The following is a 20280-nucleotide window of genomic DNA, read 5'->3' on the forward strand; positions in this document are numbered from 1 at the left end:
AGATAGCGTCTCCCGGCCGATCAGTTGAGTCGGGTTACGCGTGTTTCTTCTCGGGGTCGGCGCCCTGCGGGTGGTACGTCCAGAAGTTACCCTCGCGCATGGCGTTGCCGACGGCCTTGTGCATGTCGAGTATCGTCTCGAACTCCTCGGCGTCGACGTACTCGAAGATCTCGCGCATCGCGACGACCCGCTCGTGGTTGATCCGGATCGGGTAGTCGCCGTACTCGTCGACGAACTCGGCGACGTTCATCGGGAAGTCCTCCTCCTCGTCGACCTTGTCCGCGATGATCCGCATGTCGTACTTGCGGCGTCCCTCGCTGCCTTCCTCGCCGTCGGGATCGACTGGCCAGTCGCTGCTCATGGTATACTCGGACGTGTGTAGGGGTCCCGCAAAAGGGTTACTGTTACCGCCGTTCGTCGCCGTGACCGGTGGCGGTCCGGACGACGACCGTATCCGGGAGTAGCACGGGACCGGAGCACGGTGACTGCAGGGCCAACGGAGATACCGGGGCCGCCGAACGGTCTCGAGGCGGTGACTCTCCGAAATACTGTGTCGATGGCTCGCTGATTTTACCGTCGCTCCGATAGCGATGTGTGACATAAATGTAATACAGATTAAAGATTTTTCCGGGACTGGGTGGTGTAGCCGGTGTCGACCCAGCTATGGCAGGTGACCCATCATCGAACGGACGGGACAGTAGTCGCATCGATCGACGGCGGTTTCTCGCGCTCGCAGGCGCGAGCGCCGGGGCGCTCTCGCTCGGCGCCGCGCCGGCAGCCGCCACCGAATCGCCCGAGAATCTCGCCGAGGCCGACATCGACGGCTTCGACTGCGACCAGCCGATATTCGAGTGCGGGCAGCAAGTGACCGCTGCGGGAGGGATGGTCTCGGCCGAGGACCCGCGTGCATCGGCGGCTGGCGCTCGCGTCCTCGCCGAGGGCGGCAACGCGATCGACGCCGCCGTGGCGGTCCAGTACGTGTTGAACGTCGTCTCCCCGCAAGCGTCGGGCATCGGCGGCGGCGGATTCATGGTGGTTTACGACGCCGAGAGCGACAGCGTCCACTGCATCAACAGCCGCGAACGCGCGCCGCGGGACGCGCATCCGGAGATGTTCCTCGACAACGGGGAGCCGCGGGACTTCGACGAAGCCATCCAGCGCAGCGAGGCCATCGGCGTCCCCGGAACGCTCGACGCCCTCGAGACGGCCCGCGAGCGGTTCGGCTCGCGGCCCCGGCAGCGACTGATTCGGCCCGCGATTCAACTCGCCGCCGGCGGCTTCACCGTCGACGAGTACCTCTCCGAGGTGATCGCGGAAAACCGGGACAAGTTCAACGACGCCGCGCGCGAGGTCTTCCTCGACGCGAACGGCAACGTCCCCCAGCCCGGCGACACCCTCACCAACGAGGACCTCGCGCGAACGCTCGAGTTGATCCGTCGGGACGGACGGGACGCCTTCTACGAGGGACCGATCGCCCGCGACATCGCCGCCACCGTCGAGGGACTCGAGGGCGGCCCCGGCATCGACGAGCGGGACCTCGCGGAGTACTCGGTGACGATCGACGAGCCGGTACGCAAGGAGGCCTACGACTTCGAGATCGTCGGCCAGCCCGTGCCTACGTCGGGGCCGACGACCATCGCGATGATCATGCGGATGCTCGAGTTCCTCGACATCGAGGAGTACGACATCCGGGCGCCCGAGAAGTACCACCTGATCGCCGAAGCGAACCGCGTCGCGTGGGCCGACCGCGACCAGTACATGGGCGACCCCGAGTTCGTCGACGTGCCCGTCGAGGGGCTGCTGGACGACGACTTCCTCCGGCAGCGGGCTTCGCGGATCGATCTCGACGGCGTCATCGCCGACTACGCAGCCGGCGAGCAGGTTCCGCCGGGCGTGCCGCCGGGCGCGCCGGAGCGGTTCACACCCGACTGGGCCGCGACGGCGTCGACCGCCGACCCGGTCAGTTCGACCGCCCACTTCACGACCGCCGACCGGCACGGCAACGTCGTCTCCTACACGACGACCATCGAGCAGCTCATGGGCTCGGGGAAGATGGTCTCCGGCCGCGGGTTCATGCTCAACAACGAGCTCACCGACTTCGACTTCGAGCCCGGCGGACCGAACCAGGTCCAGCCCCGCAAGCGCCCGCTGAGCAGCACCAGCCCGACGATGGTCTTCCGCGACGGCGAGCCGATCTTCACCGCCGGCTCGCCGGGCGGCTTCACGATCATCACCAGCGTCCAGCAGGCCATCCTCCACCGGCTCGTCTACGGCCTCGAGCCGCTCGAGGCGATCCAGGAGCCGTCGATCTTCAGCGCCCGCGACTTCGACGTCATGTGGGAGCCGGACGTTCCTGAAGCAGCCGTCGAGTACGGCGAGGCGCGGGGCCAGCCGTGGGCCGACGAGCCCGAGGAGATCGGCAACGTGCAGGTGATGGACGTCCGTCCCGACGGGTTCACCGGGGCCGCGGACCCGACTCGAGACGGATTAGCCGTGGGTGTGAACCTGCCGCAGGCTCGAGGGCGGAGTCCCGAGAAGCACCCTGAATCGAAGCGGTCGAAATCGAAGTCCAATAAGGATCGCTGACGGGGTTGGCGACCCGCCGAGTCATCGACCTATTTTTAGTCGTCACCGGAAGAAACGCGGCTCAATCAACGAGATACTGATTAGTCCCTAGTCACGCGCTCGAGACAGTATATCTCCGCCTCCTCAGGCTGTTCGGCCAAAAGATCAGCCGCTCGAGCGGGCGGCCGAAACGTCGTCGAGCCGGCGTAGGGCATCGCGTAGGCTGCCTCGACCGCCCCGTCCCCGTCGGCAGCTAACTCGAGCCCGTCCGCTAAGAATCGATCGCGCTCGAGGCCGTAACAGAGCGCGACGGAGTCCGTCGCGGTGACGATGCCGACATCAGTCGACGCGTGCTTGTCCCCGTTCCCGTCCACGACCGCGGGAAGATTCTCGGACTCGCCGAGCCCCGAACCCCGCATCCAGAGGTCGAAGCGAGCGGACCGATCGACGCCGGCATCCGCCTCGAACGACGCCAGTTCCTGAACGACGTCGGCGTGGTCGGGATAGCAAAGCGCTCGGAGCGACGACGCATCCGAGTCGGCGATCGGAATCGTAAATTGCTGCCGTTCGTCGGGCTCCAGTGCGAGCCCGTCCGTCGTCCGACCGAGGCAGACCTCCTCGAGCGCCGCGTCGTCCACCCCGCCGTCGTCCCCGAGCGCGAGCGCCGCAGCCTCCTGCTCGGCGACGTAGGCGTCCGGATCGCACGGCATCGCGTACGCCGCCAGCAGGTCGGCGCCCTCGCTGTCGTCGGCCGTCTCGACGCGACATTCGAGTTCACCCCCCGAAAGCAGCCGCTCGCGATCCAGCGCGCGGAAGACGGTCGCCCGGTCGGTGACCATGCTGCCGTCGGGGTAGTCGCCGTCCGCGTAGCCGCCGATGTCGCCGACGTACTCCCACGCTGACTCGCCGTCGCCTCCATCCTCACCGCCCTCCGCGGTGCGGACCGCCAGCCGGTGATCGTAGAAGTCGAAGCCGTCGCCGATCAGCCAGAGGTCGAACGCGTCGGCCGCGTCGAACCCGTCCTGCGCCTCGAGCGTGGCCAGCCACGCGTACAGGACGCGATCCCGGGCGATCGTCAGCGTGTTGACCGAGTCGCCGTCGACCTCGGCGCCCTCGACGTTCGGCACGAACGGGTCGAAGCCGCTCTCCGTCGGGACGTATCCATTGCGGACGTACCAGCCGACGCCGGCCGCGCCGGCCTCGAGCGAGGCCCGGAGGTTCATCCGTAGCGACTGCTTGCTCGGCGTGTGGTTCGGGTTGACGGTGTGGCTCTGCCCGAGGTAGAAGACGGGGCGCTCGAGTTCGGTCCGCACGTTCGAGACGAGGCTGCGCACGGCCGCGTTGGCCGGCCCGGAGCCGACGTCCTTCTCGTACCAGCCGCGGTAGAAGTCGACGAAGCCGAAGTCAGGATCGGCGTCCTGGTCCCGGAAGCCGTCGGCCAGCGCCGCGAACACCTCCGGCCGCTTCGAGTCGACGATGTACGGGAAGTGAACGAACGGCCCGACCTCGAGGGCGTCGTTGGCTTCTCGGACGGCCCCCGCCTGTGCGGCGAAGATTTCGGGACCGTACTCGAGGAGGTTCTGGACCGCCGCCTCGTTCCACTCGCCGCCCTCGACCCACTCGCCCATCACGGGGGCCTCCTGCCAGCAGATCGCTCGGCCGCCGTCGAACAGCTCGCCGTGTCGTCGGGCCACCGCTCGGAGCTGCTCGAGGTGGGCCTCGCGGGCCTGGCCGTCGGTCGCGAGCCGGTCGGCGGGGACCTCGCTCAGCAGGCCGACGTTGAGCCAGACGTCCAGTCCGAACTCGCTGGCGGCGACCATCGGCGCCTCGAGTTTCTCGGCCAGCGACCCGTCGTCGGGGTGCGTGGCGACGAGGACGACCGCGAGGTCGTGGCGCCGGGCGAACGCGTACAGGTTCTCCCGAATGGGCTCGTCCTGCCACAGGCCGGCGCCGAGCCAGAGGAAGTCCTCGCGGGGACCCGCCCGTCGACTCGAGGCCGGCGGCGCGTTCGATTCGGCGTTGTCGTTCGCGTCGTCCGCGTCGTCGCGGAGTCCGCGGTAGCCAGCGTAGCCGCCTGCCAAGCCGGTTCCGAGCACGCCGGCGGCGAGATAGCTCCGGCGGGAGAGACCAGCACCGTCGATACTCGTATCGTCCGTAGCGTCGTCGACCATGGGTGTCCCTCGAGCGCAGTCGGGCAACGAGCGCTCGATATCGCCCGTATCACGGGTGAGGGTTTCAGCGTTGGGCCGGCACCGTCCACGGAGTCCGGGCTTTGTCCATCAGGAAGCGCAAGGGCGCGAGTCCGACCGATCGACCCGCCGCTCACGGACGGGCTCGATATTTGCTCGAGGACGTCGAAAATACAGCCGCGAACCGTTAGTCGTCCGCTGTCACTTCACTTTCCTCGCCCAGTACGTCCTCGCGGTGCTCGTCGAGCAGCGGCGCTCGACCGCGCGGTTCCGGCGGCGTCGCGGTCATCTTGATCGGATTCCCGGCGATCTCGACGTCCTCGCCGGTACCGGGCTGTTCCACCGGCACGAGCATGTCCCGGTCGCGGACGTGCGGATCGTCGAAGATCTCCTCGGTCGTCTGGACCGGCGCGGCCGGCACCCGGCCCTCGAGGCGATCCACGAGGTCGTCGGTCTCGAGATCGGCTGCCCAATCGGCGATCTGTGCGCGCAGTTCCTCGCGGTGCTCGAGGCGGTCCGCGGCGGTGGGGTACTCTTCGGCGAGGTCCGGCCGGTCCAGCGCCGAACAGAGTTCCCGCCAGTGGTTGGTGCCGAATGCGGCGACGACGGCGTACCCGTCGGCGGTTTCGAACGCGTCGTAGGGGAACAGCGTGGGGTGGGAATTCCCCTGTCGCGTGGGGGCCTCGCCGGTGTAGGACTGCTGGTAGATCGCCCGCTCGGTCATGCTGAGCATGGAGTCGTACATGCCGGTGTCGACGTACTGGCCCTCGCCGGTCTGTTCGCGGTGGTTGACGGCTGCGAGGATACCGATGCAGTTCAGCGTCGCGGTGAAGAGATCGCCGATTCCCGGCCCCACTTTCGTCGGCGGGCCGTCCTCCTGACCCGTAATCTCCATTACGCCGCCCAGCGCCTGCGCGATGAGGTCGAAAGAGGGCTGACCTTGCCTGTGGGTCTCGCCCGTACGCGGGTCGCCGAACCCGCGGATCGAGGAGTAGATCAACTGCGGGTTGTGCTCGCGGAGCGTTTCGTACCCGAGGTCGTACTTCTCCATCGTGCCCGCGCGATAGTTCTCGATGACGACGTCGGCTTCCTCGACCAGCGAGAGGAAGTCGGCGCGATCTTCGTCGTCGTTGAAATCGAGCTCGAGACTCTTCTTCCCGCGGTTGACGCTCTGGAAGTAGCCGCCGTAGGCTTCCTCCTCGGGGTCGTCGACGTACGGCGGGTTCGAGCGGATCAGATCGCCGCCGGGGCGCTCGATCTTTACCACGTCCGCGCCCATGTCCGCGAGCAACATCGTACAGTACGGGCCGGCGAGCACCTGGGTCAGATCCAGCACGCGCAGGTTCGAAAGCGCACCCATGCGACCACCGACCCGGGCCGGGTGCAAAAACTTTTACTATCAATAATGATGTTGTGGCTGTATGCCACACTGTTCGGTTAAACGCCATTAAAGAATATTATCATGGAAGATCATTAACTTTATAGCCCGCGCTCTCATCGTCGCGAATACGATGTCCGGAACGGTCGTCCTCGGCGTGATCGGCTCCGACGCTCACGTCGTTGGCATCACGATCTTAGAGCAGGCGTTCAGTGCGGCAGGCTTCGACGTCGTCAACCTCGGCGTCCAGACCTCCCAGGAGGAGTTCGCCGAGGCAGCCGTAGCACACGACGCCGAGGCCGTACTGGTCTCCTCGCTCTACGGACACGCCGAGCAGGACTGCCAGGGCTTCCACGAGGTCTTGGAGGACGCGGGCGTCGAGGCCGTCACCTACATCGGCGGCAACCTCGCCGTCGGCCAGGACGACTTCGAGCAGACGCGGCGGACCTTCCGCGAGCTCGGCTTCGACCGCGTCTTCGACTCCGAGACCGACCCCGAGGAAGCCATCGCCGCCCTCCGGCGGGATCTCCAGATCACACCGACCGAGTCGGAACGCGCCACGGTGAGTTCGTAGATCTCGATGATACGCGACGAACGCATACCGGCCGACCAGCTACGGCGCATCGACGAGGAAATCCGGTCCGAGTGGCCCACCGGCGACGAGGTCGACTTCGAGGAAGCCATCGCGTACCACGAGTCGCTCCCCGACCGCAAGCGGTTCGCGGACGTCCTCGAGTCGGCGGACAAACCGCTCTTACAACCAAGGGCGGGCGTCCCCCGACTCGAGGACCAGATCGACCTCCTCGAGTACCTCCACGGGGAGGGGAAGGCGGACCTCCTCCCCACCACGATCGACTCGTACACGCGCGACAACGAGTACGAGAAGGCCCAGGAGGGACTCGAGAAGGCCCGCGAGACCGACGAGGACACCTTGAACGGGTTCCCCGCGGTCAACCATGGCGTCGAGGGCTGTCGCGAACTGATCGAGGCGATCGACGCCCCGATCGAGGTCCGCCACGGGACGCCCGACGCCCGATTGCTGGCTGCGATCACCTTCGCGGGCGGCTTCCAGAGCTTCGAGGGCGGCCCGATCTCCTACAACATCCCCTACACCAAGCGCCACGGCCTCGAGGAGACGATCGAGCGCTGGCAGTTCGTCGACCGGCTCGCCGGAGCGTACACCGAGCGGGGCGTGCGGATCAACCGCGAGCCGTTCGGGCCGCTGACCGGCACCTTGGTGCCGCCGTCGATCGCGATCGCGATCATGCTGATCGAGGGTAAACTCGCCGCCACTCAGGGCGTTCGATCGATCACGCTCGGCTACGGGCAGGTCGGCAACGTCGTCCAGGACGTGGCTGCCCTGAACGCCCTGCAGAAGCTCGGCGACGAGTTCCTCCCCGACGAGGTCGTCGTCACGACGGTCTTCCACGAGTGGATGGGCGGCTTCCCGCCGGACGAGGCCCGCGCGAACGGCGTCATCGGCCTCGGCGGGATGACCGCCGCCATCGCACAGCCCGATAAGGTCATCACGAAGTCGCCCCAGGAGTTCCAGGGCGTGCCGACCAAGGAGGCCAACGCCGCCGGCCTCCGCACCACCCGACAGGTCATCGACATGGCGATCGAGCAAGACATCGACATCGACGGCATCGAGGAAGAACAGGAGCTGATCGAGCGCGAGACCCGGTGTCTGATGGACACCGTGCTCGAGCACGACGACGGCGACGTGGTCCAGGGGACGTTGAAGGCCTTCGACACCGGCGCGCTCGACGTCCCGTTCGCGCCCAGCGATAGCGCGAAAGGGGCCGTGCTCCCCGCCCGGGACGACGACGGTCGCGTCCGCATCTTCGAGTGGGGCGACCTCGCGATGGACGACGACATCAAGGAGATCCACAAGGCCCGGCTCTCTCGGCGCGCCGACACCGAGGGCCGCGACCAGTCGTTCCGCATGGTCGCGGACGACGTCGACGCGATCAGCGACGGGAAGCTCATCGGCCGACCGCAGTCGCGGTCGCAATCGACCTCCCAGGGTGATATCTAATGACGACCGAGACACGGATTACGGCGATCCACGCGACGCCCGGGTACTCCGGGTTCTTCTTCGACGACCAGCGCGCGATCAAGCAGGGCGCCCAGCAGGACGGGTTCACCTACGACGGCGAGCCCGTCATGGAGGGGTTCGACGAAATCCGACAGGCCGGCGAGACGCTCATCGTCGACGTCGAACTCGAGGACGGCACCGTCGTCCGGGGCGACTGCGCCGCGGTGCAGTACTCCGGCGCCGGCGGCCGCGATCCGCTGTTTCGGGCCGAGGAGTACGCGCCCCTCGTCGAGGGCCCAGTTGCAGAGGCGCTCGAGGGCCGGGACGCCACCGAGTTCCTCGCGAACGCGGAGACGCTCGAGGAGCTACAGGTAGACGGCGATCGGCTCCACACGGCGATCCGTTACGGCGTCTCGCAGGCGCTGCTGGCCGCGGCCGCCTCGGCGACGGGGACGACCAGAACCGACGTGCTCGCCGACGCCCTCGAGACCGAACCGGCAACCGAGCCGGTGCCGGTCTTCGGCCAGTCCGGCGACGACCGCTACACCAACGCCGAGAAGATGTTCGTCAAGGGCGTCCCCGTCCTGCCCCACGGGCTCATCAACAGCCGCGAGAAGATCGGCGAGGACGGGGAGACCCTGCTCGAGTACGTCGAGTGGCTCCGGACCCGCTCGCAGGAGTTGGGCCCCGACGGCTACGAGCCGCGCTTCCACATCGACGTCTACGGGATGATCGGCGAGATCTTCGGCGCGCCGTACGACCGCGCCGAAGTCGTGGACTACTTCGCGGATCTCGAGGAAGCCGCCGCGCCGTACCCGATCCAGGTCGAGGGGCCGATGGACGCCGGCGGCCGCGCCGAGCAGATCGCGGCGATGGTCGAACTGCGCGAGGGACTGCGAGACGCCGGCGTCGACGTCGACATCGTCGCCGACGAGTGGTGCAATACCTTGGAGGACGTGCGGGCGTTCGTCGACGCGGGCGCGGCCGACCTCGTGCAGATCAAGACTCCCGATCTGGGCGGGATCCACCGCAGCGGGCGGGCGGTTCGCTACTGCGAGGGGACCGACACCCGCGCCTACCTGGGCGGCACCTGCAACGAAACCGAAACGTCCGCACGCGCCTGCGCGCACGTGGCGCTGGCGACCGACGCCGCGCAGGTGCTCGCGAAACCCGGCATGGGGTTCGACGAGGGCTACATGATCGTCGAGAACGAGATGCGGCGGACGATTGCGCGGCGAGAGCGAGCCGAACAATCTCGAGCGGACGCCGCGACGGACGAGGTGACCGCCGATGACTGACGACGACTCGATCGAGTGGACCGATCCCGATACGTTCGCGCAGGCCCTCGAGCGCGCCGAGACGAAGGAGAAGGGCAACTACTTCGAGAACTTCGCGGAGGGCGACCTCCTCGAGCACGACCCCGGCCTCCGGCTCACCCGCTGGGGCAACGAGGCCTGGATGAGTCAGACGCTGAACCACGATCCGGCCTACTGGCGCACGGACGCGGCGCGGGAGCGCGGGTTCGACGAACCGCCGATCCACCCCGACTACCTCACCGCGGCGACGCTCGGCACCACCGTCGAGGATCTGAGCGAGAAGGGCGGCTACTTCCTCGGCCGCACCGACGTACGGTTTCCCGGCGCGCCGGTCTCGCCGGGCACCGAACTCCGGGTCGAGAGCGAGGTCGTCGGGACGGCGACCTCGAGCTCCCGTCCCCAGTACGGCATCGTCACCTGGCGGACGCGCGGGCGGGACGCCGCGACGGACGAGGTGCTGTGCTCCTACGAGCGTACGAACATGATTCCGCGTCGCGAACCGATCGAGACGGACGGGAGCGGCGCGACGGCGGCCGAGGATCAAGGCGACGGCGACGACCCCACCCCCGACCTCCCCGAAACCTTCGTCACCCCCGGCGGCGGCTACTTCGAGGACTTCGCGGAAGCGCTCGAGGACGCCGCCGACCGCGACGCCGCCGTCGCCTACCGCCACGAGCGCGGCCGCACGCAGGACGACGTCACCGTCGCCGCGCTGCCGCTGGCGACGCTCAACACGGCCAAACAGCACCACAACGCCGACGCGATGGCCGACGCGCCCTCGGGCGACATCGTCACCTACGGCGACGTGACCCGCTCGACCGCGCTCGGCCACGCCCGCTCGGACGAACAAACGTGGCGCGAAGTCGGCTTCGACGACGAGTCGTTCCACACCTTCGTCACGCCCGGCGACACCGTCTACGCGTTCACGCGGGTGCTCGAGGCCGAGGACGACTCGAGTTCACCGGACGAAGCGGGGACGGTCCGCTTCGAGCACGTCGCGTTCAATCAGCGCGACGAGCCCGTCTACTCGGGTATTCGAACTGCAGAGATCCGGAAGCGATCCCGATAGCGCACCGACGACGCCCGATCACGACACCCCCATCCCAACGTACACAGAACCCACAGATGACGACTGACGACAACGACACTGACATCCGACTCTGCCGAACCTTCCAGACCGCACCGGCCGCCGTTCCCAAAGACGACTCGGCGAAGTACCTCACCTCCGGCCTCGAGGCCGACGGCTTCCAGGCCCCCGACTGGCTCGTGCCCGACTTAGAGGACGGGACCGCGCCCGACATGAAGGCCGAGGGCCTCGAGAACACGATCGAGCAGGTGCCTCGGTACGAGTTCCCCGGCGAGATCTGGCCCCGCGTGGAGTGGAGCTACGAGGACGGGACCTACCGCGAGAAGGGCCGCGAGCAGATCGACCGGCTCGCGAGCGCGATCGGCGACGAGATCGAGGGCGTCGTCGTCCCCAAGGTCGGCCGCCTCGAGGACGTCCGGCGGGCCGCCGAGGCCGTCGCGGAGGCCGAGCGCGAGCACGGCTATCCCGACGGTTCGATCGGCCTCTCGATCATCGTCGAGACCGGCCGGGCTCGCTCGGATCTTCGCGAGATCGCGAAGTTCGGCGAGGATTCCCGCCTCACGGCGCTGGTTTTCGGCCCCGTCGACTACACCGCCGAACTCGGCGGCCGCGACTTAGGCGACGGCCGGCCGCGCTGGGACGGCCTGCTCGAGGCGCTCTCGAACGAGGCCAGCGCCGCGGGCCTGCTCTCGATCGGCGGGCCGTTCGACGACCTGTTCAAGGAACGGGCCGGCCTGACCTACTACAACGCAGAGGAGTACGCCGACCAGATCGAGCACGAGGCCCGACTGGGCCTAGACGGATCGTGGTCGCTGTACCCAAAGCAGACGATCCAGGCCAACACGATCCACATGCCCACGCCCGACGAACTCGAGCGCGACGTGCATAAGATCGAGCGGTTCAACGAGGCCAAACGCGAGGGCACCGGCGCGGTGACCATCGACGGCCAGATGGTCGACGAGGCGACGTTCAAGAACTTCGTGAACACGGTGCGGACGGTGCGGGCGATCGACGAACGGCGTCCGGACCAGACCGGCGACTACTACGACGACGAGTTGCTCGAGCGCGCGCTCGAACTCGAACTGTCGTACGCGTAGCCGCGACTCGAGTCGCAGTGAGACGGTCGACCCGGGCCGACGCCGGCTCGCGCGTCCCTGCGACCTCGCTCCTTCCTCTTCATTCTCCGAACGTCCACTCCGTCTCGACATCCGGCGGGTTCTCGAGGGTCTGATACACGACGCAGTATCGCTCGGTGTACTTCCGCAGCGCCGCCTTCGTCTCCTCGCCGATATCGCCCTCGACCGTGACGTCGAGTCGAAGGTCCTCGAAGCCGACCGGCGCGTCCTCGTCGACGCCCATCGTACCCCGGAGATCGAGGTCGCCGCTGGCCTCGACGCTGATATCAACGTCGTCTCCGATGTCGAAGTTCTCCGCGACGGCCTGGGCCGTGAGCTGGGAGCACGCCGCCAGCGCCCCCAGCAGGAGATCGCCCGAGCACGCGCCGGTTCCGGGCCCGCCGGCCCCCTCGTGTAACTCGGCTTCGTAGATCGCGCGCCCGATGTCGACGTTGCACGCTCGAGCGTCGTCCTGCTCCTCGCCGGTCGCCGTGAGGGTGAGCTGTGCCGCCTCCGGGTTCGTTTCGTACTCTCGCTTTAACGGTTTCTGTTCCTCGTGCAAGTCATTATCTGACATGCTAGATCGATCGTCGTCGCGGAAAATGAATCTACGGGATCGAATCGCGACGAACGAGTCGCTCGGATCGGAGACGCTCGGTCGACCCGCCGAGACGGAGCCGCCGATCCTCGCGGATCGTCACTCGGAGGATTCCGCGGTCCGCGGCTCCTCGCGGACCACCAGCGAGTCGACCCGAGACCCCTCGACAGCGGCGACCTCGAGCGCGTAGTCGTCGACCTCGATCCGGTCGCCGACCTCCGGCACGCGTCCCAGTCGGTCGAGGACGAGGCCGCCGATGGTGCCGAACTCGTCGGCCTCGAAATCCGTATCCAGCCGTTCGTTGACCGTCGACACCGTGACCCCGCCGTCGACGACGTAGGTGCCGTCCCCGCGGCTGTCGATCGACGGCTCGTCGGCGTCGAACCCGTCGCGGAGGTCGCCGACGACCTCTTCGAGGACGTCTTCGACCGTGACCAAGCCCTCGAAGACGCCCCACTCGTCGATGACCGCGGCCAGCTGGACCCGCTCGCGCTGGAACTGCTCGAGCAGGTCGACGACCGACGTCGTCTCGGGGACGATCGGCAGGTCGCGGGCGATGTCGCCGGCGGTGATCGCGTCCGAGTCCGAGCTCGAGGCGTCGAGCGCCCGCAGCACGTCCTTGGCGTCGACGAAGCCCACCACCTGATCGGGATCGTCGGCGTCGACCACCGGATACCGGGTGTGGCCGGACTCGAGAATCAGCGACCGAACCTCCGCGACCGGGCGATCGCTGGCGACGGTGATGGCGTCTGGGCGCGGGACCATCACGTCCCGGACGTCGCTGTCGTCGAGTTCGAAGATTTGCTCGATCATTTCGACTTCGCTCGTGTCGATCTCCCCGCTCTGTCCGGACCGGGCGAGCACCGTCCGCAGTTCCGTCTCGGAGAGCGTCTCGTCGGTCTCCGAAGCCGGCGGAACGCCGAGCAGTCGCGTGAAGCGATTCGCCGTCCCGTTGAAGACGATGATTCCGGGGAAGAAGATGTAGTAGAAGAACTTCATCAGCGGCGAAACCAGCAGGGCGACCCGCTCGGCCTGCGCGATGGCGATCGTCTTCGGGGCGAGTTCGCCGAAGACGACGTGGAGGAAGGTGATGAACCCGAAGCCCACCGCGAACGAGACCAGGTGGAGTACCCCCTCGGGAAGGAGCGGCGCGAGGACCGGCTCGAGCAGCGCCGCGACGGCCGGTTCGCCGAGCCACCCCAGCCCCAGCGAGGCGATGGTGATCCCCAGCTGCGTCGTCGCGAGGTAGTCGTCTAAGTTGTCGACGGCGTCCGCCAGGAGGGCCGAGCCCGACCGCCCCTCCGCGACCATCTGCTCGACGGCCGAGGATCGCACGCGAACGTAGGCGAACTCCGCGGCGACGAAAAAGCCGTTCAGCGCGACCAACACGAACGCGCCGGCGAGCCGCGCGCCGGAGAGCGCGAAATCTACCATCGGTGCCACCTCCGTGCCCGCGACCGCCGCGGCGATCGGACCGACGGTCGGCCCGTCGGCTCGCCCGCGGTCGCAGAATCGACGTTGACGGTTTCCATACCTCGAGTTCGGGATCCGTCCCCAATAGTATCCGGGCGACAGACGCAACCCGCGGACGGCTTCGACCGCTTTCGGCGGTCCGGACCGTCGCGTCGCTCACGAATTTGCTCGCGACAGAACGGTGGGGATGGGATTTGAACGACGCCCGAGAACCTGCTCGCAATGCTCGCAGAACCTCAGTCTAATTCAAATCCCACCATATCGTATCTGCCGCTCACGAGTTTGTTCGCGGCAAAATACGGTTCGGATGGGATTTGAACCACGGTCGGAACGAAACTCCTCCCTGATTCAAATCCCAGTGTCCACGCTCCGCTCCTCGCGTAATGTTCGTCGCAGAAGCGGTGGGGATGGGATTTGAACCCATGAGGCTATACAGCCACCTGCTCTCAAGGCAGGCGCGTTGGGCCGCTTCGCTACCCCACCTCACCACCTCGTACCGCGTCCGCTCAAAAATGGTTATCGGTCTACTGCCGCTCGAGCGAATCGTCCTCGCCGACCACCAACCCGAGTTCGTCAACCACGGCGGCCGTCGCCGCTGCACCCGGTCGATCGGCCGCCCGCCGCGCCTCGAGACCCGCGATCGTCGCGCACAGCCCCGACTCGGACCGCACGTCCGGTACCATCGGCGCGAATCCGAGTTTCAGACCGGCGTCCTGGCTGCGGTCGGCGAGCGTCGACAGTTCGGGCGTCGCGTACGCATCGGCGAAATCGATCGGCTCGGTGAAGCCGGCGACGTACGCTCGGCCGCCAGTGGACGGCCCGAGAATCGCGTCGTAGCGCCGCAGCGACATCGCCGCCGAATCGATCTCCGAGCGACTCACCAGCGGCGCCGTCGGCTCGAGCACGCCGACGCTCCCGGCCTCCTCGCGCTCGAGCAGGTGCGTGACGGTGTTGCCGATCCGCGCCGAGTGACTCGAGCCGACCTGCCGTTCGAAGCGCACGTCGTCGGTCGTCTCGAGGGCGGCGGCCGCCAACTCCCGAACCTCGGTCTCCGGATCGTCGAACTCCGCGCCGGCGAACTCGTCGGGCAGCGTCTCCTCGTCGCGGTAGTTGACCAGCAGGTCGCCGCCGCTCGAGGCGACGGCATACAGTACGTCCGCGACGGCGGCTTCGTACAGCGAAGCCGCCTCCGCGGCGGTCAGCGGCGTGGTCTCGACGAGCGACGGGAGGACGAGTCCCTCCCGCGGCGGATCGACGGGAACGACGACGATCATACGGATACTCCGACGGCGGCGTCCTTGAACGCGGCGCTTCTCCGACTCGGTTTCGGACTCGGAGGCGAACGCGGGCGGCCTCGAGGACGAACCTAAACCGCACACCCCGACGATTACGGTCGTGGGATGCGTAGCGGACGAACCGCCATGGACACCCGAACGATCGCCGGTGCGGTCGGCGTACTGACGCTCGTCCTCCTCGGACTCGCGGGCCTCTACGGCGTCGCCAGCGGTTACCTAGTCGGCTCGTCCGGCAGCCTCGAGTTACGCGCGCCGTCGGTCGGAACGGCCCTCGTCGCGATCTCGGTCGTCGGTGCGCTGACCGCACTCGGCGTCCGCGGCGGCGGACGGCTGCAAACGCCGTACTGGTAACTCGCCACGTTTGGAGGGACGAACCGAGCCGCGAATCCGCAGTGGGATTGGTGACAGTGTAACAACATTCATCCGCCGCCTCGAGGTAGTCGTCCGCATGGACCTCCCCGAGGAATGGACCGCCGGCACGGTCTCCGCCAACGGCATCGACCACCAGTACTACCGGACGGGTGAGGGGCCGCCGGTCGTCCTGGCCCACGGGATGTACGACAACGGGCGGCGCTGGGTCCGACTCGGCTCGGAACTGGCCGACGACTACGAGGTGATCGCGTACGACGCCCGCGGCCACGGCCGCACGGACGCCCCCGAAACCGGCTACGACATGACCAACCGCGTCGCGGACCTCGTCGGGATCGTCGACGAACTGGGGTTGCCGAATCCGGTACTCGTCGGCCACTCGATGGGCGCCGCGACGGTCGCGTGCGCAGCCGCAGATCACCCCGACCTCCCGCGCGCACTCGTGCTCGAGGCGCCCGCTCGGTTCCGCGAGGCGCCGCAAATGGATATGGAAACGGCTCGAGAGCGGAGCCGGAAACTCGTCCGTGAGGCGCAGGACCTCTCGCTCGAGGAGCGGATCGACCAGCACTACGACGACGTCGACGCCGAACCGGAACAGATCCGCCGGCTCGCCGTCGCGACCGGCGAGTGTAGTCCGCGCGTCGCGATGTACGCGCAGGAGCACCGGCTGGTCGTAGAAACGTTCGACGAGATTACCTGTCCGACGCTGAGCCTGCGTCCGGACCTCGACGTTGCGGACCGAACGTCGGACCTGAACGCAGCCGAGCGGTTGGCCAGCGAACGGCTCGTGCACGTACCCGACGCCGGACACTACGTGTTTCGCGACGCGTACGACGCCGCGCTCGCGGAGCTCCGGACGTTTCTGCGCCGGGCGTAATTCTCCGCCGTCCAGCTAGTACACCGCTCACATCATCGGCTCCGTTACCGACCCTGGCGCCCCTTCGTCTGGCGGTAGTCCGAGGCCATCAGTTCGGCGAAGTGTTCGACCCACGCCTGGGTCTGCTCGTCGGTCTGCTCCGGCGGGGCGATCATGGGGACGAGTTCGAACCCGCGGCCGCGGATCGTCGTCGCGTGGGCGTCCGACAGTTCGAGTTCCTCGACCGGCGTCGTCGTGTACTCCTTGCCCAGTTCCGTGAGCGCGCGCTCACCCACCGGAATCAGGATCTCGGGGTTGATCATCCGGATCTCGGCGTTGAGATAGGGCTCGCAGTTGCCGATCTCCTCGTCGGTCGGCGGCCGCTCGGGCTCGCGACACCGGGTGAGGTTCGTACAGTAGACGTTCTCGAGGAGCGGTTCCTCGCGCGGGGAGGTCGCGTCGCAGAGGGCGAGGCGCTCGAGGATGCGGCGGAGGTCGGCGCCGCCGGTTTCGGCTTCCGCATCCCCGTCCGGACCGGCGACGAGCGGAACGCCCGTCTCGTCGGCCGCCGACGTCGGCTGTTCGCCGACGAACAGGAAGTCCGCGCCGACGTCGCCGTAGCCGTGGACGACCTGCGCGCGCGTCTCGCAGAGCGCGGGACAGTTCCGACACTGCTCGTCCATGTTGAACGGGTTCGCCCGCCGTTGCTGATTCGCGTCCACACTCGCGTCTCGAGCGGAGCCACCAAAAGCGACGCGGCTGGCGGCCGAAGTCGGTCAGCGACCGAGGCCGCCGCGCTCGTTGACCTCGAGAATGAACTTGACGTTGCGGACGATCTCCTCGGGCGTCGTCTCCTCGTCCTCGTCGTAGAGGTCGCTGGTCCGGTAGAGGATGTTCGCGAGCTGTTTGCTCTCGCTGGTCTCGCCGCGGACGTCGTCGGCGACCTTCCGGAGGAGTTCGACGCGCTCGGGGTCGGGGTCGAACTCCTCGGCGTCGTCCTCCGCCGGTTCGTCAGTAGTCGCGTCGCTCTCAGTCATCGCTCCGAGACGCCGCTCGCTGCGATTGGGAGACGCTGCGCCGGTGGACGATCCCCGTGTTGTTCGCGACGTTCTCGGTGATCGTCCGGAACGACTCGCCGACCTCGCTGTCGTCGTCGAGGACGGTCGGTTTGCCGCTGTCGCCGCCCTCGCGGACGCTCGGATCCAGCGGGATCGAGCCGAGGAACGGCATGTCGTGTTCGTCGGCGAACTCCCGGCCGCCGCCGGAGCCGAAGATGTCGTGCTGGCTGCCGCAGTCGGGGCAGGCGAACGAGGACATGTTCTCGGCGATGCCGAGGACGACGGTGTCGTGCTGGGCGAACATCTCCAGTCCTTTGCGGGCGTCGTCCAGGGCGACGTCCTGGGGCGTCGTCACGATGACCGCGCCGGTGACGGGCATCGTCTGGAGCATGGTTAGTTGGGTGTCACCAGTTCCGGGGGGAAGGTCGACGACGAGGTAGTCGAGGTGGCCCCACTCGACGTCCTCCGTGAGTTGGGTGATGACCTTGTGGACCATTGGACCGCGCCAGATGACGGGGTCGTCTTCGCCCGTGAGGAAGGCCATGCTCATCAGCTTCACGCCGTACTTCTCGGGCGGCATCAGCGTCTCGTCCTCGGTGGCCATCGGCGGCTCGTCGGCGTCGACCATCCGCGGCACGTTCGGCCCGTAGACGTCGGCGTCGAACAGGCCGACCCGCGCGCCGAGTTGGGAGAGTCCCGCAGCGAGGTTGACGGCGACGGTCGATTTCCCGACGCCCCCCTTCCCGGAGGCGACGGCGATGACGTTCTTGACGCCCGGAAGCACCTGCTCGTCGCTCGAGAGGTCGTCTCGATCGGGAACGCTCGCGGAGAGGTCGGGCTCGAGTCCCGCTTCGATGAGCACCTCGCGGGCTTCGGCGGCGATGTCCGATTCGGTCGGCGAGTAGGGCGCGCCCAGCGCCAAGTCGACCGAGACCTCGTCGCCGTCGACGGCGATGTCGTTGACGAGTCCGAGCGAAACGATGTCGTCGCCGAGTTCCGGATCCTCGACCGTCCGGAGGCGGTCGCGAACGGCGTCTTCGTCCATAGAAGAGTGTACTTCCCGGCGTCGAAAAGGGTTGTGTTCCCACCTTTTTGCTGCGGGTTTTCGCTCGCGTCGCTCGCTCAAACCGCTTGCAAAAATCTGGACCAAAAAAGCCGCTCGCTCCTGCCGTCGCTCGCGGGTGCATCGCTTGCGATTCGACCGCCGCGGCTACCCGCCGTTCGAACACGTTGTCTTCCCCCTTACGCGTTAAAATCGAACCGCGGCCCGCCGTACGTCGGCGGATCCGGCTCGAGTTCGACGCCCTGCTCGTAGCGGACGAAGTTGAGGTAGAACGGGCGGCCGCAGCCCTCGACCGGCTCGCCCTCGAGGTCGGTTACGGGACCGTCCTCGCCGCAGAGAAACTCGATCCCGTCGGCCGACTCGCGGTCGGGGTCGTCCGGGGCGGCGTACTCCCAGCCGGGCTGTCGGACTTTGGTGACCGAGCGGTCCGCGAGATCCGGCGGCCGCTCGAGGCTGACGACGGCGCCGCAGTGGGGACAGGTGTAGCGGACGGTGACGGTGTCGGTGTCGGTCATCGCCGGCCCTAGGCGCGTGACGGACGTAAGCCTGCGGGCGCGGCTCGAGTCGGTTCCCAACCGTTTACCCCCTCGCGCCCTCAGAACGACCATGAGCAACGGGAGCGCCGAGTTCGACCCCGCGAAGTTCGAGGACAAGTACGTGCATTACTTCGAGGAACTCGAGGCGGCCTACTCCAACGCCTACCAGCAACTGCACGGGAAGTACGATTCGACGGTGCTGAAGGCGATCGACCGGCAGGTACTCGCGGAGAGCGAGCCATTTTATGAGGGGGACGGCGAGTTCCGCGTCGAACTCCCCGACGACGTCGAGGATCGCGTCGGCAGCGTCGCCGACCACGAACAGTTCGAGGCCGTCCTCGAGGAACTCGTCGACCGGATCGAACGCGAGTTGCAGCAGATCTTCGGATTCGAGGCGACCGAGTAGCGTCGCAATCGGCGCTCGGTCCCGCCAACTGCCGACACCCGGAACACCTTTGCCGCTGACGGGAAACCCCTTCAGTATGATCGACGAGACGGTCGAGGAGATTCAGGAAATGCAGACGCACAGCTCCTCGGTGGTCGCGGTCCACGCGGCTCAGGCGCTCGAGGAGCTGCTCGATCGAGAGTTCGCCACCGTCGACGAGTACCTCCGGGACCTCGAGCGCAACGGCACCGTGCTCCGGCGTGCGAACCCCTCCCACGCCTCGCTTCAGACTGCGATCCGGGAGATCGTCAAAGACGTCACCGACGCGGATCCGGACACCGTCGAGGAGGGCAAGGAACTCACCGCCAAGAAGATCGACGCCGTCGTCTCGCGGGTCGAATCCGGGAAACGACTGGCCGCCGAGAACACGGTCGAGCACCTCGAGGACGGCGCAACCCTGTTGACCCACGACTACTCCTCGACGGTGATCGAGGCCTTAGAGCAGGCGACTGCGGCCGGCAAGACCCTCGACGTGTACGTCACCGAAGCCCGACCCAGGTACATCGGCCGCAAGACCGCACGCACCCTCGCGGATCTCGAGGGCGTCGACACGACGCTGATCACCGACAACGCCCACGGCGTCTACCTCGAGGAGTGCGACCGCGTCGTCGTCGGGATGGACTGCATCGTCGAGGACACGCTCTACAACCGCGTCGGCACGTTCCCGATCGCCTCGACGGCGAACCGCCTCGACGTGCCGGTCACGGTGGTCGGCTCGGCGTCGAAGATCGTCAGCGAGGGGTTCGTCTTCGAGAACGAGTTCCGGTCGGGCAGCGAGGTCATGCCCGAGCCGGCAGAGGGATTCGCCGTCGAGAACCCCAACTACGACGCGACGCCGGTCGAGCTGCTCGAGAGCGTGATTACCGACGAAGGACGGCGGGAACTGTAGCGTAGACGAG

At 67.5% G+C, this 20280-nt stretch carries 20 protein-coding genes and 1 tRNA gene; 10 read left to right on the forward strand and 11 right to left on the reverse strand.

Annotated features, from left to right (window positions below; all coding sequences use genetic code 11):
* Positions 1–34: 34 nt before the first annotated feature.
* A complete protein-coding gene (locus tag HALXA_RS12075; protein WP_013880654.1) occupies positions 35–361 on the reverse strand; it encodes a DUF5785 family protein in 327 nt (108 codons plus the stop codon).
* Between the two features lie 302 nt (positions 362–663).
* Here HALXA_RS12075 and ggt point away from each other — a divergent pair, with 302 nt between their 5' ends.
* On the forward strand, positions 664–2586 hold the full coding sequence (gene ggt / locus HALXA_RS12080) for a gamma-glutamyltransferase (protein ID WP_013880655.1): 1923 nt from the start codon (positions 664–666) through the stop codon (positions 2584–2586).
* A gap of 80 nt (positions 2587–2666) precedes the next feature.
* Here the strand turns inward: ggt and HALXA_RS12085 are convergent, their stop codons facing one another.
* Both HALXA_RS12085 and mct read right to left on the reverse strand, forming a co-directional pair.
* Positions 2667–4736 carry a hypothetical protein gene (locus tag HALXA_RS12085; RefSeq protein WP_013880656.1) on the reverse strand — a complete coding sequence of 690 codons (2070 nt, stop codon included), beginning with the start codon at positions 4734–4736 and terminating at the stop codon, positions 2667–2669.
* Positions 4737–4941: 205 nt separating this feature from the next.
* Complete coding sequence (gene mct, locus HALXA_RS12090; protein ID WP_013880657.1) at positions 4942–6114, reverse strand: succinyl-CoA:mesaconate CoA-transferase; 1173 nt, start codon at positions 6112–6114, stop codon at positions 4942–4944.
* A 136-nt stretch (positions 6115–6250) separates the two neighbouring features.
* On the opposite strand from mct, the gene glmS reads away from it, so the two are divergent.
* From glmS to citE, 5 genes are read left to right on the forward strand one after another with little or no spacing between them, the layout of a single operon-like run.
* Positions 6251–6706, forward strand: coding sequence for a methylaspartate mutase subunit S (gene glmS, locus HALXA_RS12095; protein WP_049895299.1), 456 nt, complete (start codon positions 6251–6253; stop codon positions 6704–6706).
* Between the two features lie 6 nt (positions 6707–6712).
* Positions 6713–8170 (forward strand): methylaspartate mutase subunit E, encoded by a 1458-nt coding sequence (locus tag HALXA_RS12100; protein ID WP_013880659.1) that lies wholly within the window; start codon positions 6713–6715, stop codon positions 8168–8170.
* On the forward strand, positions 8170–9468 hold the full coding sequence (locus HALXA_RS12105; protein WP_013880660.1) for a methylaspartate ammonia-lyase: 1299 nt from the start codon (positions 8170–8172) through the stop codon (positions 9466–9468). The genes HALXA_RS12100 and HALXA_RS12105 overlap by 1 nt, the downstream gene beginning before the upstream one ends.
* Positions 9461–10555 (forward strand): 2-methylfumaryl-CoA hydratase, encoded by a 1095-nt coding sequence (gene mch / locus HALXA_RS12110; RefSeq protein WP_013880661.1) that lies wholly within the window; start codon positions 9461–9463, stop codon positions 10553–10555. Before HALXA_RS12105 ends, mch begins: the two co-directional genes overlap by 8 nt.
* Positions 10556–10611: 56 nt before the next feature.
* Positions 10612–11670, forward strand: coding sequence for an L-malyl-CoA/beta-methylmalyl-CoA lyase (gene citE, locus HALXA_RS12115; protein WP_013880662.1), 1059 nt, complete (start codon positions 10612–10614; stop codon positions 11668–11670).
* Between the two features lie 79 nt (positions 11671–11749).
* Here citE and HALXA_RS12120 read toward each other — a convergent pair whose 3' ends face one another.
* From HALXA_RS12120 to HALXA_RS12135, 4 genes are all read right to left on the reverse strand, one after another.
* The gene (locus HALXA_RS12120) at positions 11750–12265 is read right to left on the reverse strand and encodes an OsmC family protein (protein ID WP_013880663.1); all 516 of its coding nucleotides are present in this window, start codon (positions 12263–12265) and stop codon (positions 11750–11752) included.
* A 120-nt stretch (positions 12266–12385) separates the two neighbouring features.
* Positions 12386–13720, reverse strand: a complete 1335-nt coding sequence (locus tag HALXA_RS12125) for a hemolysin family protein (RefSeq protein ID WP_013880664.1) — start codon at positions 13718–13720, stop codon at positions 12386–12388.
* A 438-nt stretch (positions 13721–14158) separates the two neighbouring features.
* Positions 14159–14242, reverse strand: a tRNA-Ser gene (locus HALXA_RS12130).
* A gap of 41 nt (positions 14243–14283) precedes the next feature.
* Complete coding sequence (locus HALXA_RS12135) at positions 14284–15033, reverse strand: hypothetical protein (protein WP_013880665.1); 750 nt, start codon at positions 15031–15033, stop codon at positions 14284–14286.
* 147 nt (positions 15034–15180) lie between these two features.
* Here HALXA_RS12135 and HALXA_RS12140 point away from each other — a divergent pair, with 147 nt between their 5' ends.
* Positions 15181–15405 carry a hypothetical protein gene (locus HALXA_RS12140; RefSeq protein ID WP_013880666.1) on the forward strand — a complete coding sequence of 75 codons (225 nt, stop codon included), beginning with the start codon at positions 15181–15183 and terminating at the stop codon, positions 15403–15405.
* A 97-nt stretch (positions 15406–15502) separates the two neighbouring features.
* Positions 15503–16300 (forward strand): alpha/beta fold hydrolase, encoded by a 798-nt coding sequence (locus HALXA_RS12145; protein ID WP_013880667.1) that lies wholly within the window; start codon positions 15503–15505, stop codon positions 16298–16300.
* 44 nt (positions 16301–16344) lie between these two features.
* Here HALXA_RS12145 and HALXA_RS12150 read toward each other — a convergent pair whose 3' ends face one another.
* From HALXA_RS12150 to HALXA_RS12165, 4 genes are all read right to left on the reverse strand, one after another.
* On the reverse strand, positions 16345–16962 hold the full coding sequence (locus tag HALXA_RS12150) for a uracil-DNA glycosylase (protein WP_049895460.1): 618 nt from the start codon (positions 16960–16962) through the stop codon (positions 16345–16347).
* A gap of 93 nt (positions 16963–17055) precedes the next feature.
* Positions 17056–17316 carry a hypothetical protein gene (locus tag HALXA_RS12155; protein WP_013880669.1) on the reverse strand — a complete coding sequence of 87 codons (261 nt, stop codon included), beginning with the start codon at positions 17314–17316 and terminating at the stop codon, positions 17056–17058.
* Positions 17309–18382, reverse strand: a complete 1074-nt coding sequence (locus HALXA_RS12160) for an Mrp/NBP35 family ATP-binding protein (protein ID WP_013880670.1) — start codon at positions 18380–18382, stop codon at positions 17309–17311. The genes HALXA_RS12155 and HALXA_RS12160 overlap by 8 nt, the downstream gene beginning before the upstream one ends.
* Positions 18383–18579: 197 nt before the next feature.
* Positions 18580–18915, reverse strand: coding sequence for a hypothetical protein (locus HALXA_RS12165; RefSeq protein ID WP_013880671.1), 336 nt, complete (start codon positions 18913–18915; stop codon positions 18580–18582).
* A gap of 91 nt (positions 18916–19006) precedes the next feature.
* Between HALXA_RS12165 and HALXA_RS12170 the strand changes: the two genes are divergently transcribed.
* Together HALXA_RS12170 and HALXA_RS12175 are read left to right on the forward strand one after the other, a co-directional pair.
* Positions 19007–19342 carry a DUF5783 family protein gene (locus tag HALXA_RS12170; RefSeq protein WP_013880672.1) on the forward strand — a complete coding sequence of 112 codons (336 nt, stop codon included), beginning with the start codon at positions 19007–19009 and terminating at the stop codon, positions 19340–19342.
* A 76-nt stretch (positions 19343–19418) separates the two neighbouring features.
* The gene (locus tag HALXA_RS12175; protein WP_013880673.1) at positions 19419–20270 is read left to right on the forward strand and encodes a translation initiation factor eIF-2B; all 852 of its coding nucleotides are present in this window, start codon (positions 19419–19421) and stop codon (positions 20268–20270) included.
* Positions 20271–20280 lie beyond the last annotated feature (10 nt).

It is taken from the genome of Halopiger xanaduensis SH-6 (genome assembly GCF_000217715.1).
Taxonomy (GTDB): domain Archaea; phylum Halobacteriota; class Halobacteria; order Halobacteriales; family Natrialbaceae; genus Halopiger; species Halopiger xanaduensis.

Bases quoted from the DNA above. Each gene is read 5' to 3' on its own strand.
- HALXA_RS12085 (WP_013880656.1), bottom strand. From the start codon at position 4,736: ATGGTCGACGACGCTACGGACGATACGAGTATCGACGGTGCTGGTCTC.
- ggt (WP_013880655.1), top strand. From the start codon at position 664: ATGGCAGGTGACCCATCATCGAACGGACGGGACAGTAGTCGCATCGAT.
- HALXA_RS12165 (WP_013880671.1), bottom strand. From the start codon at position 18,915: ATGACCGACACCGACACCGTCACCGTCCGCTACACCTGTCCCCACTGC.
- HALXA_RS12150 (WP_049895460.1), bottom strand. From the start codon at position 16,962: ATGGACGAGCAGTGTCGGAACTGTCCCGCGCTCTGCGAGACGCGCGCG.
- HALXA_RS12120 (WP_013880663.1), bottom strand. From the start codon at position 12,265: ATGTCAGATAATGACTTGCACGAGGAACAGAAACCGTTAAAGCGAGAG.
- HALXA_RS12105 (WP_013880660.1), top strand. From the start codon at position 8,170: ATGACGACCGAGACACGGATTACGGCGATCCACGCGACGCCCGGGTAC.
- HALXA_RS12160 (WP_013880670.1), bottom strand. From the start codon at position 18,382: ATGGACGAAGACGCCGTTCGCGACCGCCTCCGGACGGTCGAGGATCCG.
- HALXA_RS12145 (WP_013880667.1), top strand. From the start codon at position 15,503: ATGGACCTCCCCGAGGAATGGACCGCCGGCACGGTCTCCGCCAACGGC.
- HALXA_RS12125 (WP_013880664.1), bottom strand. From the start codon at position 13,720: ATGGTAGATTTCGCGCTCTCCGGCGCGCGGCTCGCCGGCGCGTTCGTG.
- HALXA_RS12100 (WP_013880659.1), top strand. From the start codon at position 6,713: ATGATACGCGACGAACGCATACCGGCCGACCAGCTACGGCGCATCGAC.
- mct (WP_013880657.1), bottom strand. From the start codon at position 6,114: ATGGGTGCGCTTTCGAACCTGCGCGTGCTGGATCTGACCCAGGTGCTC.
- mch (WP_013880661.1), top strand. From the start codon at position 9,461: ATGACTGACGACGACTCGATCGAGTGGACCGATCCCGATACGTTCGCG.
- HALXA_RS12135 (WP_013880665.1), bottom strand. From the start codon at position 15,033: ATGATCGTCGTCGTTCCCGTCGATCCGCCGCGGGAGGGACTCGTCCTC.
- HALXA_RS12170 (WP_013880672.1), top strand. From the start codon at position 19,007: ATGAGCAACGGGAGCGCCGAGTTCGACCCCGCGAAGTTCGAGGACAAG.
- citE (WP_013880662.1), top strand. From the start codon at position 10,612: ATGACGACTGACGACAACGACACTGACATCCGACTCTGCCGAACCTTC.
- HALXA_RS12140 (WP_013880666.1), top strand. From the start codon at position 15,181: ATGGACACCCGAACGATCGCCGGTGCGGTCGGCGTACTGACGCTCGTC.
- HALXA_RS12075 (WP_013880654.1), bottom strand. From the start codon at position 361: ATGAGCAGCGACTGGCCAGTCGATCCCGACGGCGAGGAAGGCAGCGAG.
- HALXA_RS12175 (WP_013880673.1), top strand. From the start codon at position 19,419: ATGATCGACGAGACGGTCGAGGAGATTCAGGAAATGCAGACGCACAGC.
- HALXA_RS12155 (WP_013880669.1), bottom strand. From the start codon at position 17,316: ATGACTGAGAGCGACGCGACTACTGACGAACCGGCGGAGGACGACGCC.